This window comes from Aneurinibacillus thermoaerophilus, from assembly GCF_019603355.1.
Taxonomy (GTDB): domain Bacteria; phylum Bacillota; class Bacilli; order Aneurinibacillales; family Aneurinibacillaceae; genus Aneurinibacillus; species Aneurinibacillus thermoaerophilus.
Window position 1 is genome coordinate 2,275,103 of record NZ_CP080764.1, and the last position, 19,497, is coordinate 2,294,599.

Genomic DNA, 19,497 nt, shown 5'->3' on the forward strand with positions numbered 1-19,497 from the left:
GCCAAACGATTACGCGTTTGGCTTGCCCGCCCTGTATGATTGCCGGGCGGTTTTTTTTTTATCTTATTTCCCATAGAATAGAATGTGGTAAGATAGAAAACACGGAGAGAGGTGAAGTTCATTGCAACATTTTGTAAATAGTATTATTCAAGCAGTGATTTCCCATGAGCATTGGGAAATGTACGTCCGTCTGCTGTTGAGCGCTTTTTTTGGATTTGCGATCGGGCTGGAACGTACAAGCCGTTCCAAACCTGCCGGTATTAAAACATATACGTTTGTCACGGTCGCTTCCACGCTGCTTACGCTTGTGTCCATACACACGGTGGAGCGCTACTCCGTCGCCGGGCATACAATGATGGATCCCATGCGTCTCACCGCTCAGATCGTAAGCGGGCTCGGCTTTCTTGGTGCCGGTCTTATCATTCAGCGTGGCCGTTCTGTCAAAGGGCTTACATCCGCTGCCATGGTGTTTTTCGCGGGCGGCATCGGCATCAGCATCGGAGCCGGCTATTATGGCATGACAGCGTTCGCCATGCTCCTCATGTATCTTGTCATTATTATCGGGCACCGATTGGAACACTCTCCCCTGCTTTCCACCCACCAGGAAGAAGACGAGGAAGAGGAAGAAGAACACGCAGAATCTTAGTCTTTTATTCTTTCTAGGAAATACTCATCCCGCTTTAAATATTCGCGTAGCTTCGCATACTCCGGACCAACCCAAAAAGCAGGACGGCTCACCATATCGGCCGCCTCCTGACGGGCTACTTCAAGCATCCGATAATCCTGCACAACATCAGCCACTTTAAACTCTGGCAACCCGCTCTGTTTAGTGCCAAAAAAATCTCCGGGGCCGCGTAATTCCAGATCGCGACGCGCCACTTCGAAACCGTCGTTCGTCTCAGTCATAATGCGCATCCGCTCCTTGCCGACTTCCGTTTTTGGATCGGCAATCAAGATGCAGTATGACTGTTCCGAGCCACGGCCCACGCGGCCACGCAACTGGTGCAATTGGGCGAGCCCAAAACGTTCGGCATCATATATAACCATCAAAGAGGCATTCGGTACGTTGACTCCGACTTCTACCACCGTCGTCGAAACAAGCACATGCACCTCGCCCCGGCTAAACTGCTGCATGACTTCATCCTTTTCCTTTGCGGGCAGCCGCCCGTGCATCAACCCCACCTTATACTTTCCGGAGAAATAATGGCTTAACTGCGCATGCACATCGATAGCATTCTGTAAATCCAGCTTTTCTGATTCCTCGATCAATGGGGAAATGACATATGCTTGGCGCCCTTTATCCAATTCTTTACGCATAAAGGCCAAGATCCGATCCAGCATCTCATGCTTCACCCAGTATGTTTCTACCGGCTTGCGGCCGGCCGGCAATTCATCGATGGTCGATACGTCCATATCTCCAAACGCGGTAATGGCAAGCGTCCGCGGAATCGGGGTTGCAGTCATAAACAGCACATCCGGATGCAAGCCTTTTTCCCGCAAAATACGACGCTGCTCTACCCCGAAACGGTGCTGCTCGTCCGTAATGACCAGTCCAAGTTCTCTGAAATACACATCTTCTTGAATGAGAGCATGCGTGCCAACCACAATATGAATCATCCCGGATTGTAACCCAGCCAGAATGTCGCGGCGCTGACGCGCCGTTGCACTGCCGGATAATAAGGCGATTTCAATCCGATGCGGCTTAAGCAATTGCTTAAGCGTCGCATAATGCTGCTCGGCAAGAATTTCTGTCGGCACCATCAATGCGCCTTGAAATCCCGCAGAAGCGGTGGCAAACAGGGCAATGGCTGCCACTACTGTTTTTCCGGAGCCCACGTCTCCCTGAAGCAGACGATTCATCCGGTATTTCGCCTGCATGTCATCCAGTATCTCTTTGATCACCCGCTTCTGGGCGTTTGTCAGTGAAAACGGCAAGCTCCGAACAAAAGCGCGCACCTTGTCGAGCGGTATTTTCTGCGCCATCCCATCGCTCGCTCTCCGGTTCATCGCATGGTAAGCTGCAAGCTTTAACTGAAATAAAAACAACTCCTCGAATGCCAGCCTGCGCCGACCCTGTTTTCCGGCTGCAATGCTTGTCGGAAAATGAATATTGCGAATGGCCTCCGCCCGGGAAGCAAGCTTATATTTTTGCACGAGGTAAGGCGGTAGAATTTCTTCCACCGCTCCCCCGTATTCTCTTAACGCTTCCGCCACCCAGCGGCGCATTTGTTTTACTTGAATATTGGCGGTCGTCGAATAGACCGGCTCAATGGTTCCTTCTTTCGGTACCTTTTTTCCCGTATCAAGAAAATAGTGTTCACTTACTGTTATTTGCAAACGCGCCCGCTCAAACTTTCCGGATAGCATAATCTCGCGCCCGGCACGCAGCTGTTGCTTCAAAAAGTGGCGGTTGAACCAGATGGCGGTCAGCACCACCCTGTCTACCACCACTTTCACCGACAAACGCGATTTCTTCTGGCCATAGAACCGGACGACGGGCTCGCCATATACCGTTCCGACAATCGTAATCTTTTCCCCGTCTTCCGCCTCGCTTACATCCCGCACCCGGTAGTCTTCGTAACGATACGGAAAGTGTTCGAGCAAATCTTCGATGGTGCGGATGCCGAGCGCTTCGAGATCAAGCGCCCGCTCCGCCCCGATGCCTTTGAGCGCGGTGACGGGCTGCAATAATTTGTTACTCACTTTTTCCCTTAAGCGGCCCACCGAAAATTTTCGCCTCCAATGCTTTTCCTGTCGGCGTAGCCGCTAACCCTCCTAACGCAGTCTCTCTTAAAGCATGCGGCATCGTTTTGCCGATCCGGTACATCGCATCAATAACTTCATCACAGGGAATCCGGCTCTTGATACCGGCCAAAGCCATATCGGCTGCCACGGTGGCGATCGCCGCCCCCATAGCGTTCCGCTTTACGCATGGCACTTCAACTAAACCGGCTACTGGATCGCATACAAGGCCGAGCAAATTTTTCAGCGCAATGGCGGTTGCATGCGCCGATTGTTCCGCGGTGCCACCGGCCATTTCAACAATCGCCGCAGCAGCCATAGCTGTAGCCGATCCTACCTCCGCTTGGCAACCGCCTGTAGCGCCCGCAATAAAAGCATTATTGGCAATCACATAACCGATAGCGCCCGCGGTAAACAAATAACGTACCATGGCTTCGAGAGTCGCCTGCAAACGCGGCGCAATCGAGAACAATGTGCCTGGAATAATGCCGCAGGCGCCCGCTGTCGGTGTTGCTACAATCGTGCCCATCGCCGCGTTCACTTCGTTGGTCGCAATCGCCTTGCTTACCGCATCCAACACCTCCGCTCCAGCCAGCGTTTTTCCTTTTTTGATATATGCCTGCAACTTTCGAGCATCGCCCCCGCTTAATCCGCTGCGTGAAGCCACTTTCTCCATAGTTCCGCGCTGTACCGCCTGCTCCATTATTTCAAGATTTCGGTACATTTCCTGCATAATGGCCTCCCGTGTCCGGCCTGAAACTTCTATTTCAGCCAAAATCATAATTTCTGAAATGGGTTTATTCTCGTGAGCAGACAGCTGGACAAGCTCAGCAACCGTCTTAAACTGCATCTTCTCATTCTCCTTTACGGATTTCTTTTTTCGTTTTCATGTTTGTTTCAAGTCTAAAGCGACAGCAGCGACGCTTTCAGCACATGGGGAATCGCTTCAATTTCGCGCACTGCATCCTCCGGCAAATCCTGGTCTGTTTCTATTACCATCAATGCCTCGCTTCCTTTGGATTTACGGGCCACTTCCATTGCCGCGATATTCATTTGCCATCTTGTTAACACATTGGAAACGCTGGCAATCATGCCGAATCGGTCTTTATGCAGTACAAGCAAAGCAGGAGAATTTCCTGAAAGCTTTACCGTAAAACCGTTAATTTCCGTAATCTCAATTTTTCCCCCACCGATGGAGATTCCCGTAATTTCAAGGCTTTCTTCCTTATCCTGCAACTTGATCCGCGCCATGTTCGGATGGGTAATTTCTTCTTCTTCATCTATATGAAACACTACCGACACGCCGGAGCGGCGGGCAATCTCCAGCGAATCAACGATCCGTTTATCCGATGTATCAAAACCCAGCACACCGCCGACAATCGCAATATCCGTTCCATGACCTTTGTGCGTCTTGGCAAACGAACCGAAAAAAGTAATATCGATTCTTTCCGGCGCCCTGCCGAACAACACGCGTGCCACTCTGCCAATACGAGCCGCCCCCGCTGTATGTGAACTGGAAGGTCCGATCATCACCGGGCCAATAATGTCAAATACGGAGCGATATTTCAAAACGTTTCCCCCTTACAATAAAAATATTCCTATCATCAAGCATGATAGGAACGCAATATCTATTATTCATATTATACTTTATACAGCATCAAGGCTGACAACCCCAACCTCCATAGCAAAACTATTCTTACAATTTTTGTCTTCCCGCATCCGCCTTAACCTACGACGGTTCATTCACATAGAGTGCAGGCGCATCCTCTAACGATGTAAAGGATAAACCATTGACAGATTGCTTGCTTTTAAACAGCGCGTATGATATTATGTTTAAGTATGCAAAGAGAGTCATTTTGTGTGACTGCATCTCAGGGAGGTGGAAATAAATGGCACGTGTATGTTACGTAACTGGAAAGCGGGCAGGAACCGGTAATAAACGCAGCCACTCCAACCGCGCAAACAAGCGCAAATGGGGCGTAAACGTGCAAAAAGTGCGCATCCTAGTGGATGGTAAGCCGAAGCGCGTATACGTAAGCACAAAAGCGTTACGCTCTGGTTTAGTTACCCGTGTTTAATAAAGGAAACCGTAGCGCATCAAGTTGCGTCCGGACGGGACCTGCTATTTATGGCAGGTTCTTTTTCATTGTTTGAGAAGCATCCTCCTTTCCTTCATACTCCCTCAGTTCGCCATGGCGTTGACAAGCTGTTTTCACGTCAGGACTTGTGGTTAACAGACCACGATCGTTTTCTTTCTTATTAAGACAGAAAAGCACCTGATTTATGGTGCTTTTTCATGTCTTGCGCCGCCTCATCGTTTTCCTCCGCCGAGAATCGCGCGAATCAATCCTCCGAGAAACTTCGGCAGCTTAATGGTATAAAACTTCATGATGACCCCTCCCCTTAATTCAGGTACAATTTAGTATATTCACCTTGGTTCCTCAGATGTGTATCATCTGCGATTTTCATTTATTCGCTCGATTTAACATATGATCGATTCAGGGGATTTATGAAAACCGATAAAAAAGAATAAAAAAATTCTCCTTTCTTTAACATAAAGAAAGGAGAATTTCCGGGCCTTCTGTCATTCGCACGCCTGCCTGATTTCCCGAATTGCCCGAGCGCGATCCTGCTGTCCGAAGATAGCGTTACCGGCCACAAGGCAAGTCGCGCCTGCTTCCACGACAAGCGGCGCTGTCTCTGCGTTGATACCGCCATCAATTTGAATCTCTACTTTATCTTCCAGGCCGCGCTCCACAAGCAACTCTCTCAGTTGCTTTATCTTGCGCACAACTTCCGGGATAAACTTCTGGCCGCCAAAGCCCGGGTTGACCGACATCAACAGCACCATGTCAATGTCTTCGAGTATGTGCTCAAGCGTGGATACCGGCGTCGCCGGATTTAGCGATACGGCCGCCTTCACGCCCTGATTTTTAATATGGTAGATCGTGCGGTGCAGATGCACGCACGCTTCCTGATGCACGGTAATCATATCGGCGCCGCTCTTTGCAAATTCAGGAATGTAGAAATCCGCATTCTCAATCATTAGATGAACATCAAGCGTCAGGTTCGTATGCGGACGGATTGCCTTGACAACCAACGGACCGATAGTCAGATTCGGCACGAAATGCCCATCCATTACATCGACATGAATCCAATCCGCTCCTCCCTGTTCAACCTCTTTAATTTCCTCTCCCAAGCGGGCAAAATCCGCGGAAAGAATGGAAGGTGCAATCTTAACCATATGTCTAGTACCTCGGCTTTCTATCCTTAATTTCCTGTAAAAACTCTACGTAATGCTGATAACGCGCAGGCTGGATTTCCCCCGCTTCGACAGCGGCGCGCACGGCGCAATTCGGCTCGTTTACATGCAAGCAGCCCCGGAACTTGCATTCACCAAGCCTTGAGCGCATTTCCTTAAAATACAGCCCCAGTTCGCCCGCTGCAATCGCCTGAAAATCGAGCGAACTAAAACCGGGCGTATCCGCCACCCAGCCGCCTTCCGGCAAACGGATTAATTCCACATGGCGGGTTGTATGACGCCCGCGACCCAGCTTCTGGCTAATCGGCGCCGTCTCAAGGTTTAATTCGTTGAACAACGCGTTTAAAAGCGAAGACTTCCCGACGCCGGATTGTCCGGCAAAAACAGAGAGATGTCCGCGCAGACGGGCGCGGATTTCTTCTATTCCGCTTTTGCTTTTCGAACTGGTTACAGCGACCGGATAGCCGATAGCTTCACAATAGGCCCAGACGCGCTCAATTTCGCTTATGTTCGGCACTAAATCGGCCTTTGTCAAACAAATCACTGCATCCACTCCGGCCGCTTCTGTGTGCACAAGAAATTTATCCAGCAATTGCGGATTAAAGTCGGGTTCGACAAGGGAAAATACGAGTATCGCCTGATCGATATTAGCGATGGGCGGACGGATTAATTCGCTCGTCCGCGGCAAAACTTCGGTTACTGTCCCTTCTGTTCCATTCGCTTCGTATACGACTTCGTCCCCGACAAGCGGCGTTATGCCTTTTTTCCGGAATACTCCCCTGGCTCGGCACTGCCAGCACTGATCCCCATCCTGCACATAGTAGTAACCGGCCAGCACTTTTACAATACGGCCCTGCGGCATGAGACCCCTCCAACTATGTTATTGAAAATCGCTGTATCTGACTTGTTTTTCCTGGTACAATTGTCCATCCTTGTACACCTGGATGAGTGCGTCTTTCGAAGGCGAAAGAACGACCGGGATTTGAAACTTGATGCTTTGCGTGATGGTGTAATTTTCTATGGTCTTATTCTCCCCGGTGGCATCCGTTACTTTAATCTCGATGTTTGCTTTTTCGCCTGGATTCAGATAAACATCCACTTCTTCCTTCACGCGGCGCGCTTCTTCCGGCAGGCCGGAACTTACCGTCACACGCACCCACGTGCCTCTCTCCAAGCGATTATCCGGGCGATACGACTGCTCGATAACCATTCCTTCCGGTTTGTAGCTCGGCGCCCGTTCAAGCTGAAGGCGTAAACCTAATCTTTCCATTTTTGCCTTCATTTCTTCTTCTGTCAACCCGACCAAATTCGGCATGGTTACTTTATCCTGTCCATCGCTTACGACCAGCCGAACTTCAGTTTCGCCCGCGACGATTTCTGTGCCGGCAGCTGGCGTTTGCCTGAGAATTGTGCCGGCAGGCTGTTCTTCACTCGGTTCTTTTTCAATTTTATAGTCTTTATATTTACCTGCAAGCTGGCTTTCGATTTCGTCAATATTCTGGCCGACGAAATTTGGCATTGTCGCCTTCGGCTTGCCCTTGCTGACAATAAGCTGGACTTCGGTGCCTTCTTTTACCGGCATGTTGGCCACCGGATTCTGTTTAATAACATGTCCTGCCTCTACCGTGTTATCAAACTGTTCCTGAATCGCCGGCTTCAGATGAACGGCCTCAAGCTTCTGGCGCGCTTCTTCCAGCGGTAGATTTTGCACCGACGGTACGACTACGTCAGGCGGTACGCCCAACCAAGAGAAACCGTAAAATATGCTAGCGCCTACCAGCACAAAAAACAGCAGAATACCACCCGTCCAGCCAATCGCCTTTTTCCACGGAACCGGCCTCGCCCGCTCTTCCGTCTCTTCTTCCTCTTCCTGTACGGGCGCTTTTTCCGCGGCACTCACCGCCGGAATCTCACGAATCGTATGCCCTTCTTCTTCATCCCACGAACGTTTGCGCAGCATCTCAGGTTTGATAGCCGGAATCACGCGAGTAATCTCCGGATCTTCTTCCGGCGCGTATTTCTCCGGCAGAACATAAGGCGCCTCGCTTCTCCGTTCAGAAGTCAAACACGTCCGCAAATCCTCAAGCATTTCGCGCGCCGATTCATACCGGTACATCGGCTCTTTAGCCATCGCGCGAGCGATAATGTTTTCCACGCTTTGCGGAATTTCTGGACGCAACTTGCGCGGCCGCACATACGGTTCCTGCAAATGCTTCAGCGCCACACTAATCGGCGAATCCCCGGAAAAAGGAAGTTCACCCGTCAGCATCTCGTATAATACAACCCCGAGAGAATATAAATCGGACTTGGCGCCGGCCGCAATGCCTTTTGCCTGTTCCGGCGAAAAATAATGAACAGAACCGAGTACGGAACCGGTATGCGTGATCGTGACAGATGAGACGGCCCGGGCAATTCCAAAGTCGGTAACTTTAATGCGCCTGAACTTGTTAATAAGAATATTGTGCGGCTTAATGTCACGATGAATTAATTCATTCTGATGGGCATGGTCAAGCGCATCACAAATCTGGATCGCAATGTCCACCGCTTCTTTCACATCGAGGGGAGCGTGTTCATTAATGTACTGCTTCAGCGTCATCCCTTCCACATACTCCATTACGATGTAGTACATATCATCTTCCTGACCGATATCATATATATTTACTACGTGTGGATGCGATAGGCTCGCCGCCGCCTGGGCTTCCCGATGAAAGCGGGCCACAAAATCGTCATCGTTGCCGAACTGGGAGCGCAGCACTTTAAGCGCGACCGTACGATTCAATAGCGTATCGCGCGCACGATAGACAATGGCCATGCCGCCTTCCCCAATTTTTTGCTCGATCTCATAGCGGCCTCCGATTCGTTTTCCAATCATTTGCAGGCTCCCCCCTTTCATTCTCCAGCCTCCGGTTGATTGCGCAAAAGGATAACCGTAATGTTATCTTCTCCACCCGCTTTTAATGCCCGGGCAATCAACTCGTCCGCCATTTCTTTCAGGGAACCGTTCGCGAGTACGGACGCGATCGTCTCTCCGCTGATTTTGCCGGAGAGCCCATCAGAACAAAGAAGCAGCGTATCGCCCGTATCCCAATGCAAAATGCTAAAGTCGGCTTTCACCTTTTTGTCCGTGCCAAGAGCGCGGGTCAAAATATTGCGTCGCGGGTGGTTGGCCGCTTCATCCTGCGTGATTTGGTGATTGCGCAAAAGCTCATTCACAAGCGTATGATCGTTCGTGATCTGCTGCAAAATTCCGTGACTATACCGGTAAATTCGGCTGTCTCCGACATGTGCGAGAACGCCAAGCTGCCGGTTCATGAGCGCGATAACGACAGTTGTTCCCATGCCGTGGCATTCTTCATGCTCCTGTGCGTACGCGAGAATTCGCTCGTTGGCAAGTTGAATCGCATCATTTAGTTTTTGCTGCAATTCGTTCGGCGTAAGATGGTCGGCCACTTCGCGCAGCGAGTCGCAAATGATGTCCACCGCCATCTGGCTGGCAACATCCCCTGCTTGGTGGCCGCCCATACCATCAGCCACAATTCCAAGAATCCATCCATTATCGTAGCGCTGAACTCGCCCGGAATCCTCATTTGTTTGTCTCACACAACCGATATGCGTTTGTATGACTGACTCCATCCGTATCCTCACCCCTACGTCTGTTTAGCGTGCTGGGCCCGCAGTTGGCCGCAGGCCGCAGCGATATCGCTGCCGTGTTCCCGGCGAATCGTGGCGTTAATACCTTTTGCTTGCAAAATTCTTAGGAACTTGAAAATGTCGTTGCGCGCGGTGCGTACATAGTTGCGTTCCGGGACATAGTTAACTGGAATTAAATTCACATGGCACAGCATGCCATCCAGCAATTCGGCCAGCTCTTCCGCGTGCCCGGGCTGGTCGTTAACCCCGCCAAACAAGCCGTACTCGAAAGTCAAACGGCGCCCGGTTGTTTTAATATAATACTCGCAGGCACGCATCAGTTCATCCATCGGATAGCGGCGGTTCACCGGCATAAGGCGCGTGCGAATTTCCGCATTCGGCGCGTGCAAAGAAATCGCCAGATTGACCTGCATTTTTTCGTCGGCAAACCGGTAAATGTACGGCACGATACCGCTTGTTGATACCGTAATGTGCCGCTGACCGATGTTTAATCCTTTCTTATCATTGATAATGCGGAGGAATGACAACAGCGCATCATAGTTTTCAAACGGCTCACCGATGCCCATCACAACCACATGGCTAGCCCGCTGTCCTTCCGGATCAAGCGCTTTTTGTGCCGTCAGCACCTGGGCGACAATCTCGCCCGCTTCCAGATTGCGTTTCAGGCCGCCGAGCGTTGAGGCACAAAATGTGCAACCGATGCGGCAGCCAACTTGAGTTGTAACGCAAATACTGTTGCCGTAATTATGACGCATGATGACCGTTTCAATGGCATGGCCGTCATGTAGTGAAAAAAGGAACTTCACCGTTCCGTCTTGTGAAACTTGACGTGTAATCTCGCGCAGCGCATCCATGCTAAATGATGCATCCAACTTCTCGCGCAGCGCTTTGGACAGGTTGGTCATCTCAGCGAATGAACCCACCCTCTTGACATATAGCCAATCAAATACCTGCCCGGCGCGAAACGCTTTCTCTCCATTTTGCTGCATCCATTCTTGCAATTCGGGCAAGGTTAAGCTATAAATAAAAGATTTCATGCTTTAAATCACCATATCTTCCTCAAAAAGTTCACATCATATTGTATCACAAATAATTTGCAAAAAGAAAAAGGAAGCATAAAATACGCTTCCTACTATTGTTTCATTTTCAGGCGAGAAATAAAAAAGCCGTCTGTATGGAAATGATGGGGCAAAATTTGCACATACCCCTCGACAAGCGTTGGATACTTCTCCTGCAACGCTCTGGGCATATCCTGGATGAGCGATTTGTCCAGTTCCCATTCCGGATGCCCGGCTAAAAAGCGGCGCACCAGCTCGATATTTTCTTCCGGCTGCACGGTGCATGTGCTGTAAACTATTTTGCTTCCTGGCGCAGCAAGACGGGAAGCAGCACATAATATTTCGTACTGAATTTCGCTGATGGACCGCGCGTCTTCTTGCCATTTGTACCATTTAATATCCGGTTTGCGGCGGATAACACCAAGTCCTGTGCACGGTGCGTCCACAAGAATCCGGTCAAACGTCTCACCAGCCAGCAGATGGGCCGCATCCCGCGCATCCCCATGGCGCGCGCGAATAATCGAAATGCCAAGGCGAAATGCGTTCGCTTCGATCAGCTTGATCTTATGCGGATGCACATCCAGCGCAATAATTTGTCCCTTATTGCCCATGAGCTCAGCAATATGAGTTGTCTTTCCGCCCGGCGCAGCGCACATGTCGAGCACCCTCATGCCTGCTTCCGGCGCAAGCGCCCGCGCGACCAGCATCGAACTTTCATCCTGTACCGTGCAAGAACCGCTCGTGTAGGCTGGCAATTCAGCGATATTGCCGACATCGCTTGCGATGACTCCTTCCGGAGCGATCATGGAAGGCTCTACTTCCGCATCCGTGGCCTGCTTTTCAATCTGGGCGATGAGTTCATCCCTCGTTGCACGAAGAACATTAGCCCGAAGACTCAAGCGCGGCGGCTGATTGTTTGCAGCACACATGTTCTCTGTCTCCACTTCGCCAAAGCGTCGCAGCCATTCTTCCACCATCCACTTCGGATGGGAATGGACAAGCGCGATGCGTTCCACTGGTGGTAAATCGGCCGGAATGTCAACTCTTTCTGGATGGCGCAGTCGGTTGCGCAGCACGCCGTTAACCATTCCGGCAACGCCTTTATGCCCCCACACTTTAGCAATTTCTACCGCTTCATGCACGACGGCGTGGGCCGGAATGCGATCAAGATAGGTCAGTTGATAGAAGCTGATACGCAGCAAGTTGCGCGCCCATCCTTCCAGTTTGTCGAGCGGTTGATTTACAAATTGCGCAAGCATCCAGTCAAGCGTATATAAGCGGCTTATCGTCCCGTAGACAAGCTCTGTTGCCAGAGCTTTATCCCGATGCAGCAGCTTTGTCTGCTCCAGTACGCGCTTTAGTTCCAGATTGCTGTACGCCTGCCGGTTCTCGATATCCGTGAGCACACGCACCGCAAGTTCACGGGCGTTCCCTGGTTCGGGCAGCGCTTTCTTCCGCCTACTCATCGCCAGACCCCGTCGCAAAACACATGCCCGATGCCACGCTTGCGCTTCCCCTCACATAATCCGCTACCGCCATCGCTTTCTTGCCGGCCGGTTGAATGCGTGTCAGGCGCAGCACGCCTTCCCCGGTCTGCACATCGATACCTTCCGGCGCGACCGAAAGAATCGTACCTGGCTCTTCGGCACCTTTCCCGTCTTCTTGCAGTACATACGCCTCCCACACTTTCATTACCTGACCGTCCACCTCTGTGTACGCCACTGGCCAAGGGTTCAGGCCGCGCACTTGGTTAAACAACTGACGCGCGCTTTTCGTCCAGTCAAGCCTCTCATCTTTCCGCTGGATGTTCCAGGCATACGTCACTCGGGCCTCATCCTGCGGCACCGGCTGAATTTCACCGCTTATCAGCTTCGGAATCGTCTCGACGAGCAACCGGGCTCCCGCTTTGCTCAACTTATCGTGCATTGTCCCCACATTATCGCTCTCTTCAATCGTGACACGCACCTGGCTCAAAATATCGCCCGCGTCCAATTTTTCGACCATATACATAATGGTTACACCCGTTTCTTGTTGTCCGTCAATAATGGCCTTGTGAATCGGCGCGCCGCCGCGGTACGCAGGCAAAAGAGAGGCGTGTACATTAATGCAGCCATACTTCGGATACTCAATGATCTCTTTCGGGAGAATTTGTCCGAATGCGGCGGTAACGATTAAATCCGGTTCATAAGCTAGAATGTCTTCCGTGCCGTTCCTTTTTAATTTTTCCGGCTGCAACACCGGAATCCCCAGTTTTAGAGCGGCTTCTTTCACCGGCGGCGGAGTCAGCTGCTTTTTCCGGCCCTTCGGACGATCCGGCTGCGTCACTACCGCGACGATGTTATACTTTTCCTCCGCCAACTTCTGCAAACAGGGCACCGCGAAATCCGGGGTGCCCATAAAAACGATTCGCACAAGCTTCCACTCCTTCTGCGTCCCTTCTATTCTTTTGCTGCATACGTCTTCTCTGCAATATCGATAAACAGTACACCATTCAAATGATCGATCTCATGTTGAATGGCACGCGCAAGCAAGTCTTCCCCTTCAATAATAAATTCTTTGCCATGGCGATCCTGAGCTTTCGCTTTTACCCAACGGGCGCGGCGAACATCGCCCACAAGCCCCGGAATGCTTAAACAACCTTCCGGGCCAAACTGTTCCCCCTTCATTTCGATAATTTCCGGGTTCACCATTTCGATAATCCCATCACCAACATCAATGACAATAACGCGTTTGGTAATACCTACCTGTGGCGCGGCCAGGCCGACACCTTCCGCGTCATACATTGTTTCAGCCATATCATCAAGCAATTTGTGAAGATTTGCATTAAATTTTGTTACTTCTTTACATTTTTCCCGCAAAACCGGGTTCGGATGCTTTACGATCATTCGAATACTCATTATTTTTTCCTCCTACACAAGCGGAAGCATCTTTAATTAGAAGCCACCACCTTCTTGCATTACATCATCATTTGCGGGTCTACGTCTACCGTAAGCGTAATTCCCGTTTTTTTTCGTTCCTCTTCAAATGCCCGCACGATCCTGTGTACGGCAGATGATACATACGGATCATTTTTATATTTTATCATGCATTGGAAACGATATCTATCTTTGATACGAGCAATGGGCGAAGCGACCGGCCCTAGCAAATATGCGCCCGGCGGAATGATTTCGCGGAGACGCTTCGCAAACCGCTCTGCTGTTTTAACTACCAGCGGTACATTTTCATGCGCAAACGTAAACAAGATGAGCCGATAGTAGGGCGGATAGTTTTTCTCATAGCGCTGCTTGATTTCTTCCACAAAAAAAGATTCATAATTGTGCTGGCTTGCATACCGGATGCTATAATGCTCCGTATTGTATGTCTGAAGTATGACTTCGCCCGTTTTTTCATGCCGACCTGCCCGGCCACCTACTTGAGTGATCAGTTGGAACGTACGCTCCGCGGCGCGGAAATCCGGCAAGTGCAGCATACTGTCCGCCGCCAACACACCAACAAGTGTGACGTTCGGAAAATCGAGTCCTTTGGCGATCATTTGCGTACCCAAAAGTACGTCGCCCTTTCCTTCACGAAACGCCTGCAACAACTTTTCGTGTGCGCCCTTCCGTCCCGTAGTATCAACATCCATTCGAATGACGCGAATCCCCGGAAAATAGCGGGCCAGCTCTTCTTCAACTTTTTGCGTGCCCGCGCCAAAGAAACGAATGTGTTCGCTTCCGCATTCCGGGCAAACACGCGGTTCACGTTCCGTAAAACCGCAGTAATGACAGCGAAGCGTCCGGTTGCTGCGATGGTACGTTAACGAAATGTCGCAGTGCGGGCACTGAGCGACGTAACCGCAAGAACGACACATGACGAACGTAGAAAAGCCGCGCCGATTCAAAAACATGACCATCTGCTCATGTTTGCTTAACCGATCGTGAATGGCGGCCATAAGCGGCCTGCTGAACATCGTTCGGTTTCCTTCCCGCAATTCTTCACGCATATCCACTACTATGACTTTCGGAAGCGGCCGGTTATGCACCCTGTCTTTCATTTCAAAGAAACGAATCGCTCCTCTCCTTGCCTCATGGTACGATTCCATCGACGGAGTAGCGCTGCCGAAAATAACGACCGCTTTGTGGCGCATACCACGGTACTGGGCAATCGTACGGGCATGGTAGCGCGGCGTCTCCTCCTGTTTATACGAACCTTCATGTTCTTCATCTAGAATAATAAGACCCAGATTTTGAAATGGAGCGAAAATAGCGGAACGCGCGCCGATGGCGACTTTTACTTCGCCACGCCGAATTTTCCGCCACTCGTCATAGCGCTCCCCTTGCGAAAGGCGGCTGTGCATCACCGCAACCTGGCTGCCGAACCGGCCTTTGAACCGGTTCACCATCTGCGGTGTAAGCGAAATTTCTGGCACGAGCAAAATCGCTTCTCGCCCCTGCGCAATGGTACGTTCCATAATCTCAAGATAGACTTCCGTCTTTCCGCTGCCTGTCACTCCGTGCAACAGGCACGGAAAATAAACAGGCGGATTCATCCCCTCCGTAATACCGTCGATAACGGCCTGCTGCTGGGCGGTAAACACGTGCTTCGTCACAGGCTTAAACTTCCGCCCGGCAAACGGATCGCGATAATCTTCTACCTCCTGGCTATTAAGCAAACCTTTATCCACCAAGCTTTTTATAGCGTGGTTTGAGATGCCAAGCATAGAAAGCAACTCAGGCTGCGAAATGGGGCCGTAAAAATGAATGAAGTGGGACAAAACCTCTTTCTGCCGCACCGCTGTTTTCGGAAGCTTTTCCAGCGCAGTTTCCAGCTCTTCTATGGAAACCGCAGGCGAAAGAATCGTTACGTTTTTTGTGGTGGCCCGATCACCTACCACCTGCTCCACTGTAAGCCGACCTTGCTTAATGCCTTCATCAATCCAGCCTGCGGCATCAGGGAACTCTTTTATTACTTTATTCCAAGACACAGGCTGACGTTTCGCGATATATTGGTAAAATGCTTGTTCTTCCGGAAGTACCGGCACAAACATCTCTCCTGCCGGAGTCAAAGAAATTTGCTTTTCGTAGCTTGAGCGCAAAACCGCTGGAATCATCGCTTGCAGCGCAGCATAGTATGTGCACATGTAACGCTCGCTCATACGTCTGGCCAACCATACCATTTCCTCGGTCAGCGGAGGCTCCACATCAAGCACATCGAGAATATCACGCGTTTTTTTTACTTCCGACACTTCAGACAACTCAATCACAAACCCTTGCAGTTTGCGAGGGCCAAACGGGACGGAAACGCGGCTTCCAACCTGTACAAACGGTGCAAGCGCCGGAGGAATCCGGTAATCAAACGGACGATCCGTATCTATGACCGGCACGTCAACAATAACCCGGGCATACATCACTGCCGTTTTTGCCCCCCGCGTGCCTCAAGCACTTTATCCAGCAAGCAGTCGGCAATCTCCGTTTTTCTCATCTGCGGCAGCGCCTCGCTTTTTCCATCCCGCGTATAAATGGTAACAATGTTAGTATCCACGCCAAAGCCAGCACCGCTTTGTGTCACGTTATTCGCCACGATCATATCCGCGTTTTTCCGCTCTAGCTTGCCTCGCGCGTTTTCTTCCACGTTTTCCGTCTCTGCGGCAAATCCTACAAGGAATTGATGCGTCTTGCGTTTGCCAAGATCCGCAAGAATATCGCGTGTCCGCGTAAGCTCCAGCACAAGATCACCGGATTTTTTCTTCATTTTCTGGCTATGTACAACTTTCGGGCGATAATCGGCCACCGCAGCCGCTTTGACTACAATATCCATGTCATCATAACGCGAAATAACAGCCTGGTACATATCTTCCGCCGACGTCACTTCCACAAACTCCACGCCTGCGGGCGGAGTGAGATCGGTTTTTCCGCTCACCAGCGTTACCTTCGCGCCGCGCTTGGCCGCCGCTTCCGCAATCGCGTACCCCATTTTTCCAGACGAACGGTTCGTGAAAAAACGCACAGGATCGACCGCTTCTCGGGTTGCGCCCGCCGTTACAAGCAGGCGGATGTCCTTCATATCTTGGCGCTCTACCGCAGCGAAAAATCTTTCCATCTCCTGCAAAATATCCATAGGCTCAGCCAGGCGGCCCTTGCCGATCCAGCCACACGCAAGATACCCTTCCGCAGGTTCAATAAACCGGTAGCCGTATTCCGCGAGACGGCGAATATTATGCTGAACCGCCGGATGATTGTACATGTTTACATTCATCGCGGGCGCAATCCATACCGGGGCTTTCGTAGCCAGATAAGCTGTAGTTACAATGTCGTCAGCGATGCCGTTCGCCATTTTACCGATAATGTTGGCTGTCGCAGGTGCAATCAAAAACAAATCAGCCCGATCCGCTACATCAATATGAGAAATCACCGATGGATTCGGTTCTTGGAATATGTCGGTTAGTACCGGATTTCGTACGAGCGCTTGAAAAGTAACCGGCTGGACAAACTTTGTCGCCGCCTCGGTCATCAGAACCCATACATCCGCGCCCTTTTGTGTCAATTTGCTGCATAAATCGGCAATTTTATATATCGCGATACCTCCCGCGACACCGATCACAATCGTTTTTCCCTTCATTTGTTTTCTCCCTCCGTACAGGAACCTGATGCATAAAATACATGCGTGCCTTTTTCCCTCATCATGCAGAAAAAGCGCATATCGTTCCCGCGTATGTTTTACATGAGCCCCGGTTCCGATATGCGCTCTCTTTTGTTTGCCGTCTTACTTTCTTTCAAAATCGATTTTTCCGGCGTGCAGTTCCTCCAGCGCGATGCCGACAAATTTGTGGGAAACAGGCTTTTCAAGCAAAAATTTGTTCTGCTCGCGCATCTGGCGGGCGCGTTTCGCAGCGATGCTCACCAGCGTATATTTGCTGTCCACTTTTTTAAGCAATACATCAATAGAAGGATAAATCATAGCGTCAAAAAACCTCCTTAAGCCAATCACGGTATTTCGTGATTTGTCGCTCTTTTTTCAGATGTTCGGCCGTCACGATGGCTTCGATGCGTTCGCAGGCCTTGTCCACTTCATCGTTGACAACAACATAATTATAATGATCCATCAGCTCGATTTCCGCCTTCGCCATCATCATCCGCTTGTGGATGCTTTCTTCCGTTTCCGTCCCCCGGCCGGTGATGCGGGAGCGAAGCTCTTTCAAATCGGGCGGTGCAAGGAAAATGAATATTCCCTCTGGAAACTTCTGCTTAACTTGCAGCGCCCCCTGTACTTCAATCTCCAAAATAACATCAAGGCCGCTCGCAAGCGTATCTTCCACAAATTTGCGGGGCGTGCCGTAGAAATTACCAACATATTCTGCCCATTCCAGCAATTCGTCATTCTCGATCATTGCTTTAAATTCTTCTTTTGTCTTAAAGAAATAGTTCACCCCGTCTATTTCTCCAGCGCGCGGCGCGCGCGTCGTCGCCGATACCGAATATACAAGCTCTTTCATACGCGGCCGAAGTGCGGCGCATACCGTCCCTTTTCCGACGCCGGACGGCCCTGACAAAACAAGCAACAATCCTCTGTTTTGCGTCATACAATCCCCCGTTCAATTATTCGTCAGAATCATCGTCTTTGCTGGTCAACCGGTGGGCCACTGTTTCCGGTTGCACAGCCGACAAAATCACATGGTCGCTATCTGTGACGATTACCGCACGTGTACGCCTGCCGTACGTTGCGTCAATCAGCATACCACGTTCCCGCGCTTCCTGGATGATGCGTTTAATCGGTGCAGATTCCGGGCTCACAATCGAAATAATGCGATTGGCTGAGACAATATTTCCGAATCCTATATTGATCAATTTAATGGCCATTCATTTACGCCTCCCTGTTTCAGCGGGATTATTGGATTAACTCTTATTCTACTGCTTTATTCTATATTTTGCACCTGTTCTTTCACTTTTTCTAACTCAGCTTTCAAAATGACCACTTTCTGACTGATTTCCAGATGATTTGCCTTGGCGCCAATCGTATTGATTTCCCGATGGCATTCCTGTACAAGAAAATCCAGCTTGCGCCCGATCGCTTCCGTTTCATCCGCGATCTGTCCGAACTGGGAAAAATGGCTGCGCAAGCGCGTAATCTCTTCAGAAATGTCGGCGCGCTCTGCAAACACCGCGACCTCATGGAGCAGGCGCGATTCATCAATGTCATAGCGGCCCTGTATGTATTCTTCAATCCGGGCGAAAATTCGCTCACGGTACGCTTCCGCCACTTTCGGAGCAAGCACAGCTAATTCCTCAACCAAGCGTTTCATAACATTAATGCGGCCCAGAATATCTTCGCGCAGCGCCTGTCCTTCTTTGCGGCGCATGGCAACGAGCATGGCCGCCGCTTCTTCTACCGCGACCAGCATCGGCTCCCGATAGGTCTCCGAGTCAACCGCTTCTTTGCCTACTTCCACCACATCCGGCAAAAGCAACAGCTCACGTGCCGACATCTGGTGGTCCAAGTCGAACATTTTTCCCATTTTTTCTGCCGCCTCTTTATACTGACGGGCCAATTCCCAATTCACAGTGAGCGAAGACGGGGAAACTTCCGTCTCCATCGTAATAAAAACGTCCACACGTCCGCGGCGGACATAGGAAAGAACTTTTTTACGCACCGCGTCTTCCAGCGCGGTCAACTCGCGCGGCATGCGGATCGCCACTTCGCTAAAACGATGATTAACGGAGCGCATTTCCACGGTAAACGAAACGCCTTCCCCTTTTTTCTCCGCACGACCATATCCTGTCATGCTGTGTACCATTATCCTCACCTCCT

General features: G+C 50.6%; 20 protein-coding genes. 2 read left to right on the plus strand and 18 right to left on the minus strand.

The window, feature by feature from the left end; genetic code table 11:
* The first annotated feature begins 121 nt into the window (after nt 1–121).
* Nucleotides 122–646, plus strand: coding sequence for an MgtC/SapB family protein (locus tag K3F53_RS11875; RefSeq protein ID WP_322787627.1), 525 nt, complete (start codon nt 122–124; stop codon nt 644–646).
* Here the strand turns inward: K3F53_RS11875 and recG are convergent.
* From recG to sdaAB, 3 genes are read right to left on the minus strand one after another with little or no spacing between them, the layout of a single operon-like run.
* Entirely contained in the window at nt 643–2,703 is a 2,061-nt protein-coding gene (gene recG, locus K3F53_RS11880) for an ATP-dependent DNA helicase RecG (protein ID WP_220559000.1), read from the minus strand. The genes K3F53_RS11875 and recG overlap by 4 nt on opposite strands.
* Nucleotides 2,696–3,592 carry an L-serine ammonia-lyase, iron-sulfur-dependent, subunit alpha gene (gene sdaAA / locus K3F53_RS11885; RefSeq protein ID WP_220559001.1) on the minus strand — a complete coding sequence of 299 codons (897 nt, stop codon included), beginning with the start codon at nt 3,590–3,592 and terminating at the stop codon, nt 2,696–2,698. The genes recG and sdaAA overlap by 8 nt, the downstream gene beginning before the upstream one ends.
* 53 nt (nt 3,593–3,645) lie before the next feature.
* Nucleotides 3,646–4,311, minus strand: coding sequence for an L-serine ammonia-lyase, iron-sulfur-dependent subunit beta (gene sdaAB / locus K3F53_RS11890; protein WP_091259598.1), 666 nt, complete (start codon nt 4,309–4,311; stop codon nt 3,646–3,648).
* Between the two features lie 320 nt (nt 4,312–4,631).
* Here sdaAB and rpmB point away from each other — a divergent pair, with 320 nt between their 5' ends.
* Complete coding sequence (rpmB, locus tag K3F53_RS11895) at nt 4,632–4,820, plus strand: 50S ribosomal protein L28 (RefSeq protein ID WP_057898354.1); 189 nt, start codon at nt 4,632–4,634, stop codon at nt 4,818–4,820.
* Nucleotides 4,821–5,053: 233 nt separating this feature from the next.
* Here the strand turns inward: rpmB and spoVM are convergent, their stop codons facing one another.
* The 15 genes from spoVM to K3F53_RS11970 form a co-directional block, all read right to left on the minus strand.
* Nucleotides 5,054–5,131, minus strand: a complete 78-nt coding sequence (gene spoVM / locus K3F53_RS19930) for a stage V sporulation protein SpoVM (RefSeq protein WP_082706166.1) — start codon at nt 5,129–5,131, stop codon at nt 5,054–5,056.
* 195 nt (nt 5,132–5,326) lie between these two features.
* A complete protein-coding gene (rpe, locus tag K3F53_RS11905; RefSeq protein WP_057898353.1) occupies nt 5,327–5,986 on the minus strand; it encodes a ribulose-phosphate 3-epimerase in 660 nt (219 codons plus the stop codon).
* Nucleotides 5,987–5,990: 4 nt separating this feature from the next.
* Nucleotides 5,991–6,866, minus strand: coding sequence for a ribosome small subunit-dependent GTPase A (gene rsgA / locus K3F53_RS11910; protein ID WP_220559002.1), 876 nt, complete (start codon nt 6,864–6,866; stop codon nt 5,991–5,993).
* Nucleotides 6,867–6,884: 18 nt separating this feature from the next.
* Nucleotides 6,885–8,876, minus strand: a complete 1,992-nt coding sequence (gene pknB / locus K3F53_RS11915; protein ID WP_220559003.1) for a Stk1 family PASTA domain-containing Ser/Thr kinase — start codon at nt 8,874–8,876, stop codon at nt 6,885–6,887.
* Between the two features lie 17 nt (nt 8,877–8,893).
* The gene (locus K3F53_RS11920) at nt 8,894–9,637 is read right to left on the minus strand and encodes a Stp1/IreP family PP2C-type Ser/Thr phosphatase (protein WP_057898350.1); all 744 of its coding nucleotides are present in this window, start codon (nt 9,635–9,637) and stop codon (nt 8,894–8,896) included.
* 14 nt (nt 9,638–9,651) lie between these two features.
* Nucleotides 9,652–10,692, minus strand: a complete 1,041-nt coding sequence (rlmN, locus tag K3F53_RS11925) for a dual-specificity RNA methyltransferase RlmN (RefSeq protein ID WP_057898349.1) — start codon at nt 10,690–10,692, stop codon at nt 9,652–9,654.
* A 95-nt stretch (nt 10,693–10,787) separates the two neighbouring features.
* Complete coding sequence (gene rsmB, locus K3F53_RS11930; RefSeq protein WP_220559004.1) at nt 10,788–12,179, minus strand: 16S rRNA (cytosine(967)-C(5))-methyltransferase RsmB; 1,392 nt, start codon at nt 12,177–12,179, stop codon at nt 10,788–10,790.
* Nucleotides 12,172–13,110 carry a methionyl-tRNA formyltransferase gene (fmt, locus tag K3F53_RS11935; RefSeq protein ID WP_057900280.1) on the minus strand — a complete coding sequence of 313 codons (939 nt, stop codon included), beginning with the start codon at nt 13,108–13,110 and terminating at the stop codon, nt 12,172–12,174. Before fmt ends, rsmB begins: the two co-directional genes overlap by 8 nt.
* A 41-nt stretch (nt 13,111–13,151) precedes the next feature.
* Nucleotides 13,152–13,610, minus strand: a complete 459-nt coding sequence (gene def / locus K3F53_RS11940) for a peptide deformylase (RefSeq protein WP_057898347.1) — start codon at nt 13,608–13,610, stop codon at nt 13,152–13,154.
* A 59-nt stretch (nt 13,611–13,669) separates the two neighbouring features.
* A complete protein-coding gene (priA, locus tag K3F53_RS11945) occupies nt 13,670–16,099 on the minus strand; it encodes a primosomal protein N' (RefSeq protein WP_057898346.1) in 2,430 nt (809 codons plus the stop codon).
* Nucleotides 16,099–17,310 carry a bifunctional phosphopantothenoylcysteine decarboxylase/phosphopantothenate--cysteine ligase CoaBC gene (coaBC, locus tag K3F53_RS11950; protein ID WP_057898345.1) on the minus strand — a complete coding sequence of 404 codons (1,212 nt, stop codon included), beginning with the start codon at nt 17,308–17,310 and terminating at the stop codon, nt 16,099–16,101. Before coaBC ends, priA begins: the two co-directional genes overlap by 1 nt.
* A gap of 144 nt (nt 17,311–17,454) precedes the next feature.
* Nucleotides 17,455–17,649 (minus strand): DNA-directed RNA polymerase subunit omega, encoded by a 195-nt coding sequence (gene rpoZ, locus K3F53_RS11955; RefSeq protein ID WP_057898344.1) that lies wholly within the window; start codon nt 17,647–17,649, stop codon nt 17,455–17,457.
* A 4-nt stretch (nt 17,650–17,653) separates the two neighbouring features.
* On the minus strand, nt 17,654–18,271 hold the full coding sequence (gene gmk, locus K3F53_RS11960) for a guanylate kinase (RefSeq protein ID WP_057898343.1): 618 nt from the start codon (nt 18,269–18,271) through the stop codon (nt 17,654–17,656).
* Nucleotides 18,272–18,287: 16 nt separating this feature from the next.
* Nucleotides 18,288–18,548, minus strand: a complete 261-nt coding sequence (gene remA, locus K3F53_RS11965; protein ID WP_057898342.1) for an extracellular matrix/biofilm regulator RemA — start codon at nt 18,546–18,548, stop codon at nt 18,288–18,290.
* Between the two features lie 56 nt (nt 18,549–18,604).
* Entirely contained in the window at nt 18,605–19,483 is an 879-nt protein-coding gene (locus tag K3F53_RS11970) for a YicC/YloC family endoribonuclease (protein ID WP_220559005.1), read from the minus strand.
* Nucleotides 19,484–19,497 lie beyond the last annotated feature (14 nt).

Excerpts from the sequence above, each read along its gene's own strand:
- priA (WP_057898346.1), bottom strand. The coding sequence starts at position 16,099 with ATGTATGCCCGGGTTATTGTTGACGTGCCGGTCATAGATACGGATCGT.
- sdaAA (WP_220559001.1), bottom strand. The coding sequence starts at position 3,592 with ATGCAGTTTAAGACGGTTGCTGAGCTTGTCCAGCTGTCTGCTCACGAG.
- rpmB (WP_057898354.1), top strand. The coding sequence starts at position 4,632 with ATGGCACGTGTATGTTACGTAACTGGAAAGCGGGCAGGAACCGGTAAT.
- rsmB (WP_220559004.1), bottom strand. The coding sequence starts at position 12,179 with ATGAGTAGGCGGAAGAAAGCGCTGCCCGAACCAGGGAACGCCCGTGAA.
- K3F53_RS11920 (WP_057898350.1), bottom strand. The coding sequence starts at position 9,637 with ATGGAGTCAGTCATACAAACGCATATCGGTTGTGTGAGACAAACAAAT.
- rpe (WP_057898353.1), bottom strand. The coding sequence starts at position 5,986 with ATGGTTAAGATTGCACCTTCCATTCTTTCCGCGGATTTTGCCCGCTTG.
- rsgA (WP_220559002.1), bottom strand. The coding sequence starts at position 6,866 with ATGCCGCAGGGCCGTATTGTAAAAGTGCTGGCCGGTTACTACTATGTG.
- pknB (WP_220559003.1), bottom strand. The coding sequence starts at position 8,876 with ATGATTGGAAAACGAATCGGAGGCCGCTATGAGATCGAGCAAAAAATT.
- rpoZ (WP_057898344.1), bottom strand. The coding sequence starts at position 17,649 with ATGATTTATCCTTCTATTGATGTATTGCTTAAAAAAGTGGACAGCAAA.
- spoVM (WP_082706166.1), bottom strand. The coding sequence starts at position 5,131 with ATGAAGTTTTATACCATTAAGCTGCCGAAGTTTCTCGGAGGATTGATT.
- K3F53_RS11970 (WP_220559005.1), bottom strand. The coding sequence starts at position 19,483 with ATGGTACACAGCATGACAGGATATGGTCGTGCGGAGAAAAAAGGGGAA.
- fmt (WP_057900280.1), bottom strand. The coding sequence starts at position 13,110 with ATGGGCACCCCGGATTTCGCGGTGCCCTGTTTGCAGAAGTTGGCGGAG.
- def (WP_057898347.1), bottom strand. The coding sequence starts at position 13,610 with ATGAGTATTCGAATGATCGTAAAGCATCCGAACCCGGTTTTGCGGGAA.
- coaBC (WP_057898345.1), bottom strand. The coding sequence starts at position 17,310 with ATGAAGGGAAAAACGATTGTGATCGGTGTCGCGGGAGGTATCGCGATA.
- remA (WP_057898342.1), bottom strand. The coding sequence starts at position 18,548 with ATGGCCATTAAATTGATCAATATAGGATTCGGAAATATTGTCTCAGCC.
- gmk (WP_057898343.1), bottom strand. The coding sequence starts at position 18,271 with ATGACGCAAAACAGAGGATTGTTGCTTGTTTTGTCAGGGCCGTCCGGC.
- rlmN (WP_057898349.1), bottom strand. The coding sequence starts at position 10,692 with ATGAAATCTTTTATTTATAGCTTAACCTTGCCCGAATTGCAAGAATGG.